Source organism: Salmonella sp. SAL04157 (assembly GCF_046551635.1).
Taxonomy (GTDB): domain Bacteria; phylum Pseudomonadota; class Gammaproteobacteria; order Enterobacterales; family Enterobacteriaceae; genus Salmonella; species Salmonella enterica.
The window spans coordinates 178599-195939 of sequence record NZ_JBGDVS010000004.1 but is presented as its reverse complement, the minus strand read 5'-3'; the positions used below and the strand labels follow the sequence as shown (position 1 = coordinate 195939).

The following is a 17341-nucleotide window of genomic DNA, read 5'->3' as shown; positions in this document are numbered from 1 at the left end:
AACACATATTCTTACCCGGAAGGCATTGATACATATCCACGCTTCCTCGTACAGTAATAAATGAATATGTGATAAAGTTACTGACTACAGGTATAATAATATGAGTAATAAAAAAAATCTGTCCGCAGAAGAGACGGATCTTACGCGTAGGAAACTGTTAACCAGTGCCGGTATTCTTGCCGCAGGCGGTATGTTATCCGGCGCGGTAAAGGCTGATGAAAAATGCGCCGTCAAGGCGAAACCGGCGTGGGATAAACCGTTTACCGGCGAAATCCCGGAAAAATTGCCAGAAGGATATAATATTCTGTTAGTCGTGACCGACCAGGAGCGTTTTTTTCCTACGTTTCCTTTCCCGGTACCCGGCAGAGAGCGGCTCATGAAAACGGGGGTGACATTCTGTAATCATCAGAATACCAGTAATGTCTGTACGCCTTCCCGCTCCGTATTGTATACCGGCTTACATATGCCCCAGACAAAAATGTTTGATAATCTGGGCTTACCCTGGATGCCTTATGACCTTGACCCCGCTCTTGGAACCACAGGCCATATGATGCGGGAACTGGGATACTATACGGCCTATAAAGGTAAGTGGCATCTTACAGAAAAACTGGAGAAGCCTTTGCCTGACGAAAAAGATGAGGATATTGATGTCGGGGATATTCCTGAACCAGAATTACATAAAATTATGGAAAAATATGGTTTTGCTGACTATCACGGCATCGGCGATATTATAGGCCATAGTAAAGGCGGCTATTTTTATGATTCAACCACCACGGCTCAGACTATAAATTGGTTAAGATGCAAGGGGCAGCCCTTGAATGACCAACACAAGCCCTGGTTCTTGGCCGTTAACCTCGTTAATCCTCATGACGTCATGTTTATTGATACCGATAAAGAGGGAGAAAAGGTACAGTGGCGTGGCGAGTTGGATCAGGATGATAATACCCTGGCGCCCACGCAGCCGCCGGAAAACGAGCTTTATCAGGCAAGCTGGCCGAACTATCCGCTGCCGGCAAACAGGCATCAATCATTCAATGAGCAGGGAAGACCGCCGGCGCATCTTGAATACCAGACGGCGCGCGCTGCGCTGGAAGGGCAGTTTCCTGATGAAGATCGTCGTTGGCGTAAACTGCTTGACTACTATTTCAACTGTATCCGCGATTGTGATACTCACCTTGACCGGATATTAAATGAACTTGATGCCCTCAAGTTAACTGATAAAACGATTGTTGTATTTACTGCCGATCATGGCGAATTAGGCGGAAGCCATCAGATGCACGGTAAAGGCGCTTCCGTTTATAAAGAACAGATCCATGTACCGATGATTATTTCCCACCCGGCGTACCCCGGTAATAAGAAATGTCAGGCGTTGACCTGTCATCTTGATATCGCGCCGACATTAGTTGGGCTGACCGGTTTGCCGGAAGAAAAACAGCACCAGGCGTTAGGCAACCGCAAAGGCGTTAATTTTAGCGGATTGCTAAAAAACCCAGAGGGCGTTGCGGTTAATGCGGTGAGAAATGCCAGCTTATATTGCTATGGCATGATCTTGTATACCGATGCCCATTATCTCCACCGCGTTATCGCGCTACAAAGGGATAAACAAAAAACGGTGGCGCAAATCAAGCAGGAAATATCCCATTTGCATCCTGATTTCAGCCATCGTTCAGGGACGCGGATGATTAACGATGGCCGTTATAAGTTTGCACGCTATTTCTCGCTAAGGGAGCATAATACGCCGGAAACCTGGGAGGATCTTATTAAGTACAACGATCTTGAACTTTACGATCTTAAAAATGATCCCGATGAGAACCATAACCTTGCTGCTGATAAACAGAAATATCAGGATCTCATTCTTACGATGAATGAAAAACTGAATAAAATTATCAAGGACGAAATTGGCGTGGATGACGGCAGTTTTATGCCGGATGCGGCCCATGAGCCGTGGGATCTTACTATTGAGCAGTTTAACCGCATGGCGAAAGATTAAGAGCCTGGCCATTAGGCTATTTTATTCGCCATTTTGGGACCGGGCAGTGCTCAAAATCCTCACGTACTACGTGTACGCTCCGGTTTCTGCGCGCTGGTCGGCCCCAAACTGGCTTCAACAATTACGCCTGGTGGGCCAGGCTCTAAGTACCTGACCCATTAGGTTAATTTATGCGTCGGCGATCTGGCATCCAGCGTGTCTGGAGGTTCAGATGCTGTTGGCGCTGCGCTTATTGGGCCTGTGTCATCATGTAATGGATTGATATTACAGTCATTACAGGCAAATTTAGCGCAGCGCCGCCCGACAAGAAGGCCTTAAACCGATTGGTCAGCGATTTAAGGCTGCTATCATCACCGACCTTTCCACACCGGATCGCGCTTTTCCGCAAACGCCTGCGGCCCTTCGAGAGCGTCTTCCGGGGGCAGGATGGCGTCAACCCTTGCTGGCGTTAATTCAATTTTTTCTGGTTAGCCGCTCAATAATATTCACTATTAGCCTGGCGAATTTGTCACTACACTTTGTAATAAAAAACAGATCATCACAGGCTAATCATGATCCTCATTATTTATGCGCATCCGTATCCGCATCATTCTCATGCGAATAAACGGATGCTTGAACAGGCAGGGACGCTGGAAAACGTCGAAATACGTTCGCTTTATCACCTCTATCCCGATTTCAATATTGACGTTGCCGCCGAGCAGGAGGCGCTGTCGCGCGCGAGTCTTATCGTCTGGCAGCATCCGATGCAGTGGTACAGCGTCCCTCCTTTACTCAAATTATGGATGGATAAAGTCCTCACCCACGGCTGGGCTTACGGTCATGGCGGTACGGCATTACACGGTAAACATCTGCTGTGGGCGGTAACGACCGGCGGCGGTGAAAATCACTTTGCTATCGGCTCCCATCCGGGATTTGACGTCCTTTCTCAGCCGCTACAGGCGACGGCGCTCTATTGCGGCCTCAAATGGCTGCCGCCGTTTGCCATGCACTGCACGTTCATTTGTGATGATGACACCTTACAGGCGCAGGCGCGTCAGTATAAACAGCGTTTACTGGCATGGCAGGAGGTGAATCATGGATAGCCATACTCTACTGCAGGCGCTGATCTATCTTGGTTCGGCGGCGTTGATTGTGCCGATTGCGGTACGTTTGGGCTTAGGAGCGGTGCTGGGGTATCTGATTGCGGGGTGTATTATCGGCCCCTGGGGACTACGGCTGGTGACGGACGCCGAATCTATTCTGCATTTTGCGGAAATCGGCGTCGTGCTGATGTTGTTTGTTATTGGGCTTGAGCTGGACCCGCAACGGTTATGGAAGCTGCGCGCCTCGGTATTTGGCGGCGGCGCGTTACAGATGGTGGTCTGCGGCGGACTGATTGGTCTGTTCTGTATGTTTCTTGGCCTGCGTTGGCAGGTGGCGGAACTGATTGGCATGACGCTGGCGCTTTCGTCCACGGCTATCGCCATGCAGGCAATGAATGAGCGTAACCTGACCGTTTCACAAGTAGGACGTAGCGCATTCGCAGTGCTCTTGTTCCAGGATATCGCGGCGATCCCGCTGGTGGCGATGATTCCGCTGCTGGCCGCCAGCGGCGCATCCACCACGCTTGGCGCGTTTGCGCTATCGGCGTTGAAAGTCGCAGGCGCGTTGGCGCTGGTGGTGCTGCTGGGACGCTACGTCACGCGCCCGGCGCTGCGCTTTGTCGCGCGTTCTGGTTTGCGGGAAGTGTTCAGCGCCGTGGCGCTATTTCTGGTGTTTGGTTTCGGCCTGTTGCTGGAAGAGGTTGGGCTGTCAATGGCGATGGGCGCGTTCCTGGCGGGCGTTCTGCTGGCGAGTTCGGAATATCGTCATGCGCTGGAAAGCGATATTGAACCCTTTAAGGGGTTGCTGCTGGGGCTGTTCTTTATTGGCGTCGGCATGTCGATTGATTTCGGCACGCTGGTGGAGAATCCGCTGCGCATTCTGCTGTTGCTGGCCGGTTTTCTGGCAATCAAAATCGTCATGCTGTGGCTGGTCGCGAGGCCCCTGGGTGTACCGGCAAAACAGCGTCGCTGGTTTGCCGTCTTATTAGGCCAGGGAAGTGAGTTTGCGTTTGTGGTTTTTGGCGCGGCGCAAATGGCGGGTGTACTTGAGCCGGAATGGGCAAAAGCGCTGACGCTGGCGGTCGCGCTGTCGATGGCGGCAACGCCGATTTTTCTGGTGCTGCTGACGCGCATGGAGAAGACCGCGACGGGTGAAGCGCGCGAGGCGGATGAAATCGACGAAGAGCAGCCGCGGGTTATTGTGGCCGGGTTTGGACGATTTGGGCAGATAGCCGGGCGTTTGCTGCTGTCGAGCGGGGTGAAGATGGTGGTGCTCGATCACGATCCCGATCATATCGAAACGCTGCGTAAATTCGGCATGAAGGTTTTTTATGGCGACGCGACGCGTATGGATTTGCTGGAATCTGCCGGAGCGGCGAAGGCGGAGGTATTGATTAACGCCATTGACGATCCGCAAACCAATTTGCAACTGAGTGAACTGGTGAGGTCGCATTTCCCGCATCTGCAGATTATCGCCCGCGCCCGTGATGTCGATCATTACATCCGCCTGCGCCAGGCAGGTGTGGCGATGCCCGAACGTGAAACCTTCGAAGGCGCGCTCAAAAGCGGGCGACAGGCGCTGGAAGCGCTGGGGCTGGGGCGTTATGAAGCCCGCGAGCGCGCGGATCTGTTCCGCCATTTTAATACCCGGATGGTGGAAGATATGGCGAAAGGGGAAAACGATCCGTTATCTCGCGCCGCCGCCTATAAACGTACCAGCGCGATGTTGAGCGAAATTATTACCGAGGACCGGGAGCATCTGTCGTTGATTCAGCGCCACGGCTGGCAGGGAACGGCTGGGGGCAAACATTCCGGGGAGGCCGCTGATGAACCCGAGGTCAAACCGTCAATCTAAAGTAAAAAATGTGATGTTCTGCAAACTTTACTGCTAATTGGCTGTTTTTGAACTACTGTAATGCTGGCGCTCCACATCAAATGAGTGGCGTCGCCAGCAGAACGAAAAATTTTCGTGCTCATCCTCTTTTCGTCAGTCGACGAAAGATTGCGCTTTACGTATAGTGGCGGCAATTTTTTTTGTATCAGGAAATAATTAATGATCAGTCTGATTGCGGCGTTAGCGGTGGATCGCGTCATCGGTATGGAAAACGCCATGCCGTGGAACCTGCCTGCCGATCTCGCCTGGTTTAAACGTAACACGTTAAATAAACCTGTCGTTATGGGACGTCACACCTGGGAATCCATCGGACGCCCCTTACCGGGACGTAAAAATATTGTTATCAGCAGCCAGCCGGGCACCGACGATCGCGTGCAGTGGGTGAAGTCTGTCGATGAGGCGATTGCCGCTTGCGGCGATGCGCCGGAAATTATGGTCATTGGCGGCGGGCGCGTGTACGAGCAGTTCCTGCCAAAGGCGCAGAAGCTTTATCTGACGCATATTGATGCGGAAGTCGAAGGCGATACCCATTTTCCGGATTATGAACCGGATGACTGGGAATCGGTATTCAGTGAGTTTCACGATGCCGACGCGCAGAATTCTCACAGCTATTGTTTCGAGATTCTGGAACGTCGTTAATACTGTAGTGCCGGATGGCGGCGAAACGCCTTATCCGGCCTACTCTTGAGCCAGATGTAGACAGATGTAGGCCTGAGAAGCGTAGTGCCATCAGGCATAAACCAATCCTTGAGCCAGATGTAGGCCTGAAAAGCGTAGCGTCATCAGGCATAAACCAATTCTTGAGCCAGATGTAGGCCTGATAAGCGTAGCGCCATCAGGCATAAACCTATCAGGCGTTGACCGCTTCGCCTTCGCCCATATCCATCTGGCGGTTTGACGGCTGCACAAAATACTGTTTATCTTCCCAGCATAAACAGGTCAACTCCCCGCCCCAGCAGCAGCCGGTATCCAGCGCGTAAATACCTTCCGGCGTCCCTTTCCCTTCCAGCGACGCCCAGTGCCCGAACGCAATACTGTAAGCCTCGCTCACCGGCCCCGGAATGGCGAACCACGGCTTCAGCGGCGCAGGGGCATTTTCCGGCGACGCTTTACTGTACATATCCAGTTGACCGTTAGGAAAGCAGTAACGCATACGGGTAAAGGCATTAGTAATAAAGCGTAGCCGCGCCAGACCGCTTAACTCCGGCGACCAGTTATTTGGCATATCGCCATACATCGCGTCGAGGAAAAAGGGGTACGAGTCGCTCGACAGCACCGCTTCAACATCGCGGGCGCACTCTTTTGCCGTCTGCAAATCCCACTGCGGGGTAATACCCGCATGCGCCATGACCAGCTTTTTCTCTTCATCTACCTGCAACAGCGGCTGACGGCGTAACCAATTCAACAGCTCATCGGCGTCCGGCGCTTCAAGAAGCGGGGTCAGCCGGTCTTTAGGTTTGTTGCGGCTAATCCCGGCGAATACGGCCAACAGGTGTAAATCGTGATTCCCCAGCACCAAACGCACGCTATTGCCAAGCGATTTGACGTAGCGTAACACGTCCAGCGAACCGGGACCGCGGGCGACCAAATCGCCAGTCAGCCACAGAGTGTCTGTGTCTGGCGTAAATTCCACTTGCTGTAATAAGGCGATCAGTTCGTCGTAGCAACCGTGAACGTCGCCGATGAGATAAGTTGCCATTGTTATAATTTTAGTGAATGAGTGTAGGGACGGCGAGTCGAAACACGGGAATGTCGATGGTAAAGGCGTCGCCATTTTCATCGATCATTTCGTAATGACCCTGCATGGTGCCAAGCGGCGTTTCAATTACCGCGCCGCTGGTGTACTGATACTCTTCGCCAGGCGCAATGCGCGGCTGGACGCCAACCACACCTTCGCCCTGGACTTCGGTTTCACGGCCATGACCATTGGTAATCAGCCAGTAGCGGCCCAATAGCTGCACTGGCGCCCGGCCCAGATTGCGGATGGTTACGGTATAGGCAAAAACGTAACGTTCATCGTCAGGTGAGGATTGCGCCTCAATGTAGACGCTTTGCACCTGAATACACACTCTGGGCGAATTGATCATGTTTAACTCTCCTTCAAAGGCGCGTTTTCCGACAGATAATTGGCCATCTGGCAGTACTGCGCGACAGAGATATTTTCCGCGCGCATTGCCGGGTCAATACCCATTTCCGTCAACGTCTCAACGCTAAAAAGATTGCCGAGACTGTTACGGATCGTTTTACGGCGCTGGTTAAAGGCCTCGGTGGTAATACGGCTCAACACGCGAATATCTTTAACCGGGTAAGGCATTGTTGCGTGTGGAACCAGACGCACCACGGCGGAGTCCACTTTGGGCGGCGGCGTGAAGGCGGATGGCGGCACTTCAAGCACAGGGATCACCTGACAGTAATATTGCGCCATTACGCTTAAACGACCATACGCTTTGCTGTTCGGCCCTGCAACCAGACGATTTACCACTTCTTTTTGCAACATAAAGTGCATGTCGGCAATGGCATCAGTATAGCTAAAGAGATGGAACATCAGCGGGGTGGAGATATTATAGGGCAGATTGCCGAACACACGCAGCGGTTGGCCCAACTGCGTAGACAGCTCGCCAAAGTTCATGGTCATGGCGTCCTGCTGATAAATAGTCAGCTTCGGCCCTAAGAACGGATGGGTTTGCAAACGCGCCGCCAGATCGCGGTCAAGTTCAATGACCGTGAGCTTATCCAGTCGTTCGCCGACCGGCTCCGTCAGCGCCGCCAGACCGGGGCCGATTTCAACCATCGCCTGGCCTTTTTGCGGATTAATAGCAGAAACAATACTGTCGATCACAAACCGATCGTTGAGAAAGTTTTGCCCGAAGCGTTTACGGGCTAAATGGCCCTGATGGACTCGATTATTCATTGGGTATTAACAATCATTTTGATGGCGAGATTAAGCGCCGTAATAAAACTGCCGACATCCGCTTTTCCACGGCCCGCCAGTTCAAGCGCGGTGCCGTGGTCAACGGAGGTTCGAATAAAAGGTAGGCCGAGCGTAATATTCACTCCCCGACCGAATCCCTGGTATTTTAGCACGGGCAGGCCCTGATCGTGGTACATCGCCAGCACCGCGTCGGCATTATCGAGATATTTGGGCTGAAACAGCGTATCAGCAGGTAGCGGCCCGTTGAGTTTCATCCCCTGCGCCCGCAGCTCGTCGAGCACCGGAATGATGGTGTCTATCTCTTCCGTGCCCATATGACCGCCTTCGCCCGCGTGCGGATTCAGGCCACAGACAAGAATGCGCGGTTCGGCAATACCAAATTTGGTCCGCAAATCGTGATGCAAAATAGCAATCACTTCGTGCAAAAGCGCAGGGGTGATGGCGTCTGCAATCGCCCGTAGCGGCAGATGCGTGGTCGCCAGCGCCACGCGAAGTTCTTCGGTTGCCAGCATCATCACGACTTTTTTCGCCTGCGAACGCTCTTCGAAAAACTCGGTATGACCGGTAAACGGAATGCCTGCGTCGTTAATAACGCCTTTGTGCACGGGGCCTGTGATCAGCGCGGCAAATTCACCGTTCAGACAGCCATCACACGCTCGCGCCAGCGTCTCTACCACATAGGGGCCATTTTCTACCGTCAACTGACCGGGGATGGCAGGTGCGCGCAGCGAGACCGGCAATAGGGTCAGCGTTCCCGCGGGCTGCGGCGCAGCGGGGACATCAGGCGAGTAAGGGAGAAGCGAGAGGGGCAGGCCGAGCATGGCGGCCCGCTCCGTCAGGAGCGCGCCGTCCGCACAGACGACCAGTTCAATCGGCCACGCGCGTTGCGCCAGTTGGACGACAAGATCGGGGCCAATCCCGGCGGGTTCGCCGGGAGTGATAACAACGCGTTGCGCACTGCTCATTAGTTACTCAAAATCTTAACGTAAGCGCTGGCGCGCTGTTCTTGCATCCAGGTCGCCGCTTCTTCTGAGAACTTACGGTTCATCAGCATACGATAAGCGCGATCTTTCTGCGCCGCATCGGTTTTGTCTACCTTACGCGTATCCAGCAATTCGATCAGATGCCAGCCGAAAGAGGAGTGTACCGGCGCGCTTATTTGGCCTTTATGCAGCTTCGTCAGCGCGTCGCGGAACGCCGGATCGAAAATATCTGGCGTAGCCCAACCCAAATCACCGCCCTGGTTAGCGGAGCCCGGGTCCTGAGAGTACTCTTTCGCCGCAGCGGCAAAGGTGGTTTTACCACTCTTAATGTCAGCCGCGATTTCTTCCAGCTTCAGGCGCGCCTGCTGATCGTTCATGATCGGCGACGGCTTAAGCAGAATATGACGAGCGTGAACTTCGGTCACGGAGATACTCTGGCTCTGACCGCGCAGGTCGTTTACTTTCAGAATGTGGAAACCGACGCCGGAGCGAATCGGGCCGACAATGTCGCCTTTCTTCGCGGTGCTCAGCGCCTGGGCGAAAATCCCCGGCAGCTCCTGGATACGGCCCCAGCCCATCTGACCGCCTTTTAGCGCCTGCTGGTCGGCAGAGTAGGTAATCGCCAGTTTGCCGAAATCTGCGCCGTTACGCGCTTCTTCAACAATGCTTTCCGCCTGGCGCTGCGCGTCGTTAACCTGCTCGGAGGTTGGGTTTTCCGGCAGAGCAATCAGGATATGGCTCAGGTTCAGCTCGGTGCTGGCGTCGTTTTGGGTGCCAATCTGTTTTGCCAGCGCGTCAACTTCTTGCGGCAAAACGGTGATACGGCGACGAACCTCATTGTTGCGCACTTCAGAGATAATCATCTCTTTACGAATCTGGTTACGGTAGGTTGAATAGTTCAGCCCATCGTAAGCCAGACGGCTGCGCATCTGATCCATCGTCATATTGTTTTGTTTGGCGATGTTGGCGATGGCCTGATCCAACTGCTCATCCGTGATCTTCACCCCCATCTTCTGACCCATCTGCAGGATAATTTGATCCATAATCAAACGTTCCAGGATCTGGTGACGCAGCGTGGCGTCGTCCGGAAGCTGCTGACCTGCCTGACCCGCGTTGAGTTTGACTGATTGCATTAAGCCATCAACGTCGCTTTCCAGCACGACGCCATTATTGACGACGGCTGCGACTTTATCGACTACCTGGGGGGCAGCGAAACTGGTATTCGCGATCATGGCGATACCGAGAAGCAGCGTTTTCCAGTTCTTCATACTTTTTCCATTTCAATTAACCGCAATGCGGATTACGTTGTAAATCAATCAGATTACATAGAGCTTTGGTACGGCAGAATGTTCGAACGCAACATTTCTTGCGTGCCGAGGCCGTAGTTAGAGCTCAAACCGCGCAGCTCAATGTTGAAGCCAATCGCGTTATCATAAATCGCGTGTTGTTTATCGTTATCCCAACCGTTCAGCTTACGTTCGTATCCGACGCGGATCGCATAGCAGCAAGAGTTGTACTGCAAGCCGAGCATCTGGTCTGCAGGTTTGCTCGAATTGGTATCGAAGTAGTACGCGCCGACAATCGACCAGCGATCGGCAATCGGCCAACTTGCCACCGCGCCCACCTGGTTGATGCCGTTTTTATACTGCTCTGCCGTGGAATAATACGAAGGCAACGTAGCCTGAATATATTCCGGGCTGGCATAGCGGTAGTTCAACTGTACCAGACGATCCTGATCCCGACGGTATTCGAGGCTGCTGCTGCTGGTAGCGACGCTATCCAGACGGGTATCGTACTGCACTCCGCTACGCAGCCCCCAGCGTTCTGAAATACGCCAGTAAGTGTCGCCTGCCCAAACCAGCGAACCGGTTTTATCGTCATTCTCCCATTTAATGTTGTCATCGCCGGTGCGAGACTCCGTGAAATAGTAGATTTGACCAACAGAAACGTTAAAACGTTCAACGGCGGCATCATCATAAACGCGTGTTGTGACGCCGGTCGTGACCTGGTTGGCGGAAGCAATACGGTCGAGACCACCATAAGTGCGGTCGCGGAACAGGCCGTTATAGTCGGATTGCAGCAAAGAAGAATCGTAGTTATAGATGCCGCTCTGGTCGCGGTACGGCACATACAGGTACTGCACGCGTGGTTCCAGCGTCTGGGTATACCCCGGCGCCAGCATCGCCATATCGCGTTCGAAGACGAGCTTACCGTCGACTTTAAACTGTGGCATGACGCGGTTAACCGAATCTTCCAGTTTTTTGCTGTTATTGGCGTTGTACCAGTCCAGATTCGTTTGCTGATAGTGCGTCGCCATCAGCTTCGCTTCGGTGTTCAGGCTGCCCCAGCGGTTGGAGAGCGGCAAATTGATGGTTGGCTCCAGGTGGACGCGGGTCGCTTCCGGCATATTGTCTTTGGTGTTGACGAAATGTACCGCCTGGCCGTAAATCCGGGTATCAAACGGCCCGAGATCGTTATAGTAGTAGTTAACGTCTAACTGCGGCTCCGCAGAGTAGCTGCTGGTGTTCTGATCGTTAAACACCTGGAATTGCTTGGTCGACACCGTAGCGTCAAAGTTTTGTACGGCGTAGCCGACGCTGAATTTCTGCGTTGCGTAGCCGTCGGTACTGGAACCGTACTTACTGTCGAAATCATTAAAATAGCTGGAGTCGCTGACTTTGGTGTAATCGACGTTAAAACGCCACACCTGATCCATCACGCCTGAGTGCTGCCAGTAGAATAACCAGCGGTGCTTATCGCCCTCTTTGGGATGTTCGTCCTCGTAGACTTTATCAGAAGGCAGATAATCTAATTCCATCAACCCGGCGCCTGCCTGCGTGAGATAACGGAATTCGTTCTCCCACATAATATTGCCGCGGCGGTGCATATAGTGCGGGGTGATGGTGGCGTCCATATTGGGCGCGATGTTCCAGTAATACGGTAAGTAGAACTCGAAATAGTTCTTGGTCGTGTATTTCGCGTTCGGGATCAGGAAACCTGAGCGACGTTTGTCACCGACGGGGAGCTGTAAATAGGGGCTATAAAAGATCGGAACCGGACCTACTTTAAACCGGGCGTTCCAGATCTCCGCAACCTGTTCTTCACGGTCATGGATGACTTCACTCCCCACCACGCTCCAGGTATCGGAGCCAGGCAGACAGGAGGTAAAGCTGCCGTTTTCCAGAATGGTATAGCGGTTTTCGCCGCGCTGCTTCATGAGATCGGCTTTACCGCGTCCCTGACGGCCCACCATCTGGTAATCGCCTTCCCAGACGTTCGTGTCTTTGGTGTTCAGGTTTGCCCAGCCCTTCGGCCCTTTAAGGATGACCTGATTGTCATCATAATGCACATTACCCAGCGCATCGACGGTGCGTACAGGTTCCGGCTGACCTTCCGCCTGCTTCTGATGAAGCTGCACTTCATCCGCTTGCAGGCGGCTATTCCCCTGCATAATGTCCACGTTGCCGGTAAAAACGGCATCGTCCGGGTAGTTACCTTTAGCGTTATCGGCATTGATAGTAACCGGCAGATCGTTGGTATCGCCTTTTACCAGAGGACGATCGTAGCTCGGCACGCCCAACATACACTGTGAGGCGAGATCGGCTGCCAGCCCCTGATGACTATAAAGGGCGCTGGCGATCATGGTGGCCAGAAGAGTGGGAATACGTTTTTTCATACGTTGTATTTATTGTTCCATCATCGGTAGCGTTGCGCGTGACAAACGGTCACAGCCTAACTTACTCATCTTCGCTGCGCCAGTGTTAATCCTGCCGTTTAGCGTCTGTGGTGTTAGGCACGGCATTGAATGACAGGTATGATAATGCAAATTATAGGCGATGTCCCACAATTGACCGTAGCCTTCATTCGCAGAAAAGCACCTTATTTTGTGGGAGATAGCCTCACCGATAGCGTAACGTTTTGGGGAGTCTATGCAGTACTGGGGAAAGATAATTGGCGTCGCCGTAGCCCTGATGATGGGCGGCGGCTTTTGGGGCGTGGTCCTGGGTCTGCTGGTGGGCCATATGTTCGACAAAGCCCGCAGCCGAAAAATGGCGTGGTTTGCCAACCAGCGGGAACGGCAGGCGCTGTTTTTTGCCACCACCTTTGAGGTGATGGGCCACTTAACCAAATCAAAAGGACGGGTGACGGAAGCGGATATTCATATCGCCAGTCAGTTGATGGATCGTATGAATTTACACGGCGATTCACGTACAGCCGCGCAGAACGCCTTTCGGGTCGGAAAAGCGGATAATTACCCATTACGTGAAAAGATGCGGCAGTTTCGTAGCGTCTGCTTCGGGCGTTTTGATCTGATCCGGATGTTTCTGGAAATTCAGATCCAGGCGGCGTTTGCCGATGGCTCGCTACACCCTAATGAGCGGGAAGTGCTGTATGTGATTGCGGAAGAGCTAGGTATTTCCCGCGTACAGTTCGATCAGTTTCTGCGCATGATGCAGGGCGGCGCGCAGTTTGGCGGCGGTTATCATCAACAGTCCGGCGGCGGCTGGCAGCAGGCGCAGCGCGGCCCGACGCTGGAAGATGCCTGTAATGTGCTGGGGGTTAAAACCACCGACGATGCAACCACCATTAAACGCGCTTATCGCAAACTGATGAGCGAGCATCATCCCGATAAGCTGGTGGCCAAAGGTTTGCCGCCGGAAATGATGGAAATGGCGAAGCAAAAAGCGCAGGAAATTCAGAAAGCGTATGAGCTAATCAAAGAACAGAAAGGCTTCAAGTGATTGAATTGCCGGATGCGACTAGCGCCTTATCCGGCCTACGTTAATGAATGTAGGCCGGGCAAGCGAAGCGCCCCGGCATAAATTGGCTCAGAATTTAAAAATCTGCCGGGACTTTAAACGTCATGCTGTTACCGTAAGCGGGATGGGTAATGGTCAGCATTTCGGCGTGTAACTGCAAACGCGGCGCCAGCGACAACGCTTCCGGCGAGGCGTAAAACCGATCGCCTAAAATCGGGTGGCCTAACGCCAGCATATGCACACGAAGCTGATGCGAACGTCCGGTGATCGGTTTTAGCACCACGCGGGCGGTATTATCCGCCGCAAACTCCACCACGTTATATTCCGTTTGCGCCGGTTTGCCGGTTTCATAACACACTTTCTGCTTTGGCCGGTTCGGCCAGTCGCAGATGAGCGGTAAGTCGACCAGTCCTTCCGCCGGGGAGGGATGCCCCCATACGCGCGCCACATACTGCTTTTTCGGCTCACGTTCGCGGAACTGGCGTTTTAGCTCCCGCTCCGCGGCTTTGGTCAGCGCCACTACAATCACGCCGCTGGTGGCCATATCCAGACGATGCACCGACTCTGCCTGCGGGTAGTCGCGCTGGATACGCGTCATAATGCTGTCTTTGTGCGCTTCCAGACGCCCCGGCACGGACAACAGGCCGCTGGGCTTATTGACCACCATAATGTGCTCATCCTGATACAGGATAACCAGCCAGGGTTCCTGCGGCGGATTGTAGTTTTCCATCCCCATGTACGGCTCCGTTATTGGTGCGTGACGACGATAAGACGCAGCGCGTCCAGACGCCAGCCTGCCTGATTCAGGCTTTCCAGCACCTGCTGACGGTTACTGTCGATAGCGGCAAGTTCGTCGTCGCGAATGTTCGGGTTGACGGTGCGCAGCGCTTCCAGACGCGACAGTTCCCCGGACAGTTTTTCATCCGCCTCGCGACGCGCGTTATCAATCAGCGCTCTGGCGGACTTTTCAATCTGCGTCTCGCCCAGTTGCAAAATGGCGTGGACGTCCTGTTGCACGGCGTTCACCAGTTTGCTGCCGGTGTGGCGATTCACGGCGCTGAGCTGACGGTTGAAGGTTTCAAACTCGACCTGGGCGGCCAGATTGTTGCCGTTTTTATCTAACAGCATACGTACCGGCGTCGGCGGCAGGAAGCGGTTCAGTTGTAGCTGTTTCGGCGCCTGCGCTTCCACGACGTAAACCAGTTCGACCAGCAGCGTGCCGACGGGCAGCGCTTTATTTTTCAACAGCGAAATGGTGCTGCTGCCGGTATCGCCGGAGAGGATCAGATCCAGTCCGTTACGGATGAGCGGATGTTCCCAGGTAATAAACTGCGCATCTTCGCGAGACAGGGCTACGTCACGTTCAAACGTGATAGTACAGCCGTCTTCCGGCAGGCCGGGGAAATCCGGCACCAACATGTGGTCGGACGGCGTCAGCACGATCAGGTTGTCGCCGCGATCGTCCTGGTTAATGCCGACGATATCGAACAGGTTCATGGCGAACGCGATCAGGTTGGTGTCGTCGTCCTGTTCTTCAATGCTTTGTGCGAGCTGTTGGGCTTTTTCTCCGCCGTTGGAGTGGATCTCCAGCAGGCGGTCGCGGCCCTGTTCTAACTGGGCTTTTAGCGCTTCATGTTGCTCGCGGCAGGATTTGATCAGATCGTCAAACCCGTCGGTTTCTTCAGGCGCGGCCAGATAGTTAATCAGACTGGCGTAGGCTGAATCATAAATCGCGCGACCGGTCGGGCAGGTGTGCTCAAAGGCGTCCAGCCCTTCGTGATACCAGCGAACCAGCACCGACTGGGCGGTTTTTTCCAGGTACGGGACGTGGATCTGGATATCATGCGCCTGGCCGATACGATCCAGACGACCAATACGCTGTTCCAGCAGATCCGGGTTAAACGGCAAGTCGAACATCACCAGATTGCTGGCAAACTGGAAGTTACGTCCTTCGGAGCCGATTTCAGAACATAACAGCACCTGCGCGCCGGTATCTTCTTCGGCGAACCAGGCGGCGGCGCGGTCGCGTTCGATAATCGACATGCCCTCATGGAACACGGCGGCGCGGATGCCTTCGCGTTCGCGCAGCACCTGCTCCAGCTGTAACGCGGTGGTCGCCTTAGCGCAGATCACCAGCACTTTTTGCGAACGATGGCTGGTCAGATAGCCCATTAGCCACTCAACGCGTGGGTCGAAGTTCCACCAGGTGCCGGTATCGCCTTCGAACTCCTGATAAATTTGTTCCGGATAGAGCATATCGCGGGCGCGATCTTCCGCGCTCTTACGCGCGCCCATAATGCCGGAGACCTTAATGGCGGTCTGATACTGGGTCGGCAGCGGTAGTTTTACCGTATGCAGTTCACGTTTCGGGAACCCCTTGACGCCGTTACGGGTGTTGCGGAACAGAACGCGGCTGGTGCCGTGGCGATCCATCAGCATCGACACCAGCTCATCACGGGCGGCCTGCGCGTCGTCGCGATCGCTATTAGCGGCCTGCAACAGCGGTTCAATATCCTGTTCGCCGATCAGATCGCCCAGCCTGTTCAGTTCGTCGTTGCTGAGTTTATTGCCCGCCAGCAGCATGGCCACCGCATCGGCGACAGGGCGGTAGTTTTTCTGTTCTTCGACAAACTGTTCGAAATCGTGGAAACGGTTCGGATCGAGCAGGCGCAGACGGGCGAAATGGCTTTCCATCCCCAGTTGTTCTGGCGTGGCGGTCAGCAGCAGCACGCCCGGTACGCGTTCAGCTAACTGTTCGATGGCCATATATTCACGGCTCGGCGCATCGGTACTCCACACCAGATGATGCGCTTCGTCGACCACCAGCAAATCCCACTCGGCGTCGCACAAATGTTCCAGACGCTGCTTATTACGGCGGGCGAAATCCAGCGAGCAGATCACCAGTTGTTCGGTTTCAAACGGGTTATACGCGTCGTGCTGCGCTTCGGTATAGCGTTCGTCATCGAACAGCGCGAAGCGCAGGTTGAAACGGCGCAGCATTTCTACCAGCCACTGGTGTTGCAGGGTTTCCGGAACGATGATCAATACGCGTTCCGCCGCGCCGGATAATAACTGTTGATGCAGAATCATCCCGGCTTCAATGGTTTTACCTAAGCCCACTTCATCCGCCAGCAGTACGCGCGGCGCGTGGCGACGACCCACATCATGAGCGATATTAAGCTGATGCGGGATCAGGTTGGTCCGCTGACCACGCAGGCCGCTGTATGGCATCCGGTACTGCTCGCTCTGAAATTTACGGGCGCGATAGCGCAGCGCGAACCGATCCATTCGATCGATTTGACCGGCGAACAGACGATCCTGGGGCTTACTGAAAACCAACTTGCTGTCGAGCAGAACTTCGCGCAGCGTCACATTGGTCTCTTCGGTATCCAGGCGGGTGCCGACATAAACAAGCAGGCCATTTTCTTCTTTTACTTCATCGATATGTAGCTGCCAGCCTTCATGGCTTGTAATCGTATCGCCAGGGTTGAACATGACGCGGGTCACGGGAGAATCACTACGCGCATACAGGCGGTTTTCCCCCGTGGACGGGAAAAGTAAGGTGACGGTTCGCGCATCCATCGCAACAACGGTTCCAAGTCCCAGCTCGCTTTCTGTATCGCTGATCCAGCGTTGACCAAGTGTAAAAGGCATATGTGTTCGGCTCTATATCTTTAATTGCAGGCATTACTCGCCATTC

Annotated in this window: 13 protein-coding genes and 1 pseudogene; 5 read left to right on the top strand and 9 right to left on the bottom strand. The window is 53.9% G+C overall.

From position 1 onward, the window contains the following. Positions 1-100: 100 nt before the first annotated feature. Entirely contained in the window at positions 101-1990 is a 1890-nt protein-coding gene (locus tag ACLJRE_RS10690; RefSeq protein WP_000066315.1) for a sulfatase-like hydrolase/transferase, read from the top strand. A 350-nt stretch (positions 1991-2340) separates the two neighbouring features. Here ACLJRE_RS10690 and ACLJRE_RS10685 read toward each other — a convergent pair. Then, positions 2341-2421, bottom strand: a pseudogene (locus ACLJRE_RS10685) (hypothetical protein); the annotation flags it as partial. Between the two features lie 120 nt (positions 2422-2541). Between ACLJRE_RS10685 and kefF the strand changes: the two are divergent. From kefF to folA, 3 genes are all read left to right on the top strand, one after another. After that, entirely contained in the window at positions 2542-3072 is a 531-nt protein-coding gene (gene kefF / locus ACLJRE_RS10680) for a glutathione-regulated potassium-efflux system oxidoreductase KefF (RefSeq protein WP_000600706.1), read from the top strand. Next, positions 3065-4927: a glutathione-regulated potassium-efflux system protein KefC gene (gene kefC / locus ACLJRE_RS10675; protein WP_000377152.1), complete on the top strand. Its 1863-nt coding sequence runs from the start codon at positions 3065-3067 to the stop codon at positions 4925-4927. Before kefF ends, kefC begins: the two co-directional genes overlap by 8 nt. Before the next feature lie 198 nt (positions 4928-5125). Then, positions 5126-5605, top strand: coding sequence for a type 3 dihydrofolate reductase (gene folA / locus ACLJRE_RS10670; protein ID WP_000624379.1), 480 nt, complete (start codon positions 5126-5128; stop codon positions 5603-5605). 211 nt (positions 5606-5816) lie between these two features. Here folA and apaH read toward each other — a convergent pair whose 3' ends face one another. The 6 genes from apaH to lptD are packed head-to-tail and all read right to left on the bottom strand — an operon-like array spanning position 5817 to position 12557. Further along, a complete protein-coding gene (apaH, locus tag ACLJRE_RS10665) occupies positions 5817-6665 on the bottom strand; it encodes a bis(5'-nucleosyl)-tetraphosphatase (symmetrical) ApaH (RefSeq protein ID WP_023212448.1) in 849 nt (282 codons plus the stop codon). 10 nt (positions 6666-6675) lie between these two features. Continuing rightward, entirely contained in the window at positions 6676-7053 is a 378-nt protein-coding gene (gene apaG / locus ACLJRE_RS10660) for a Co2+/Mg2+ efflux protein ApaG (RefSeq protein WP_000610894.1), read from the bottom strand. 2 nt (positions 7054-7055) lie between these two features. Continuing rightward, positions 7056-7877: a 16S rRNA (adenine(1518)-N(6)/adenine(1519)-N(6))-dimethyltransferase RsmA gene (gene rsmA / locus ACLJRE_RS10655; protein ID WP_001065402.1), complete on the bottom strand. Its 822-nt coding sequence runs from the start codon at positions 7875-7877 to the stop codon at positions 7056-7058. Beyond that, positions 7874-8863 (bottom strand): 4-hydroxythreonine-4-phosphate dehydrogenase PdxA, encoded by a 990-nt coding sequence (gene pdxA / locus ACLJRE_RS10650; protein ID WP_000093001.1) that lies wholly within the window; start codon positions 8861-8863, stop codon positions 7874-7876. The genes rsmA and pdxA overlap by 4 nt, the downstream gene beginning before the upstream one ends. Continuing rightward, positions 8863-10149: a peptidylprolyl isomerase SurA gene (gene surA / locus ACLJRE_RS10645; RefSeq protein WP_000800482.1), complete on the bottom strand. Its 1287-nt coding sequence runs from the start codon at positions 10147-10149 to the stop codon at positions 8863-8865. Before surA ends, pdxA begins: the two co-directional genes overlap by 1 nt. Positions 10150-10202: 53 nt before the next feature. Next, complete coding sequence (gene lptD / locus ACLJRE_RS10640) at positions 10203-12557, bottom strand: LPS assembly protein LptD (protein WP_000746125.1); 2355 nt, start codon at positions 12555-12557, stop codon at positions 10203-10205. 253 nt (positions 12558-12810) lie between these two features. On the opposite strand from lptD, the gene djlA reads away from it, so the two are divergent. Continuing rightward, on the top strand, positions 12811-13623 hold the full coding sequence (gene djlA, locus ACLJRE_RS10635) for a co-chaperone DjlA (protein ID WP_001200595.1): 813 nt from the start codon (positions 12811-12813) through the stop codon (positions 13621-13623). A 94-nt stretch (positions 13624-13717) separates the two neighbouring features. Here the strand turns inward: djlA and rluA are convergent, their stop codons facing one another. Together rluA and rapA are read right to left on the bottom strand one after the other, a co-directional pair. After that, complete coding sequence (rluA, locus tag ACLJRE_RS10630) at positions 13718-14377, bottom strand: bifunctional tRNA pseudouridine(32) synthase/23S rRNA pseudouridine(746) synthase RluA (protein WP_000525196.1); 660 nt, start codon at positions 14375-14377, stop codon at positions 13718-13720. Between the two features lie 11 nt (positions 14378-14388). Further along, positions 14389-17295, bottom strand: coding sequence for an RNA polymerase-associated protein RapA (gene rapA / locus ACLJRE_RS10625; RefSeq protein WP_001116967.1), 2907 nt, complete (start codon positions 17293-17295; stop codon positions 14389-14391). Positions 17296-17341: the final 46 nt, after the last annotated feature.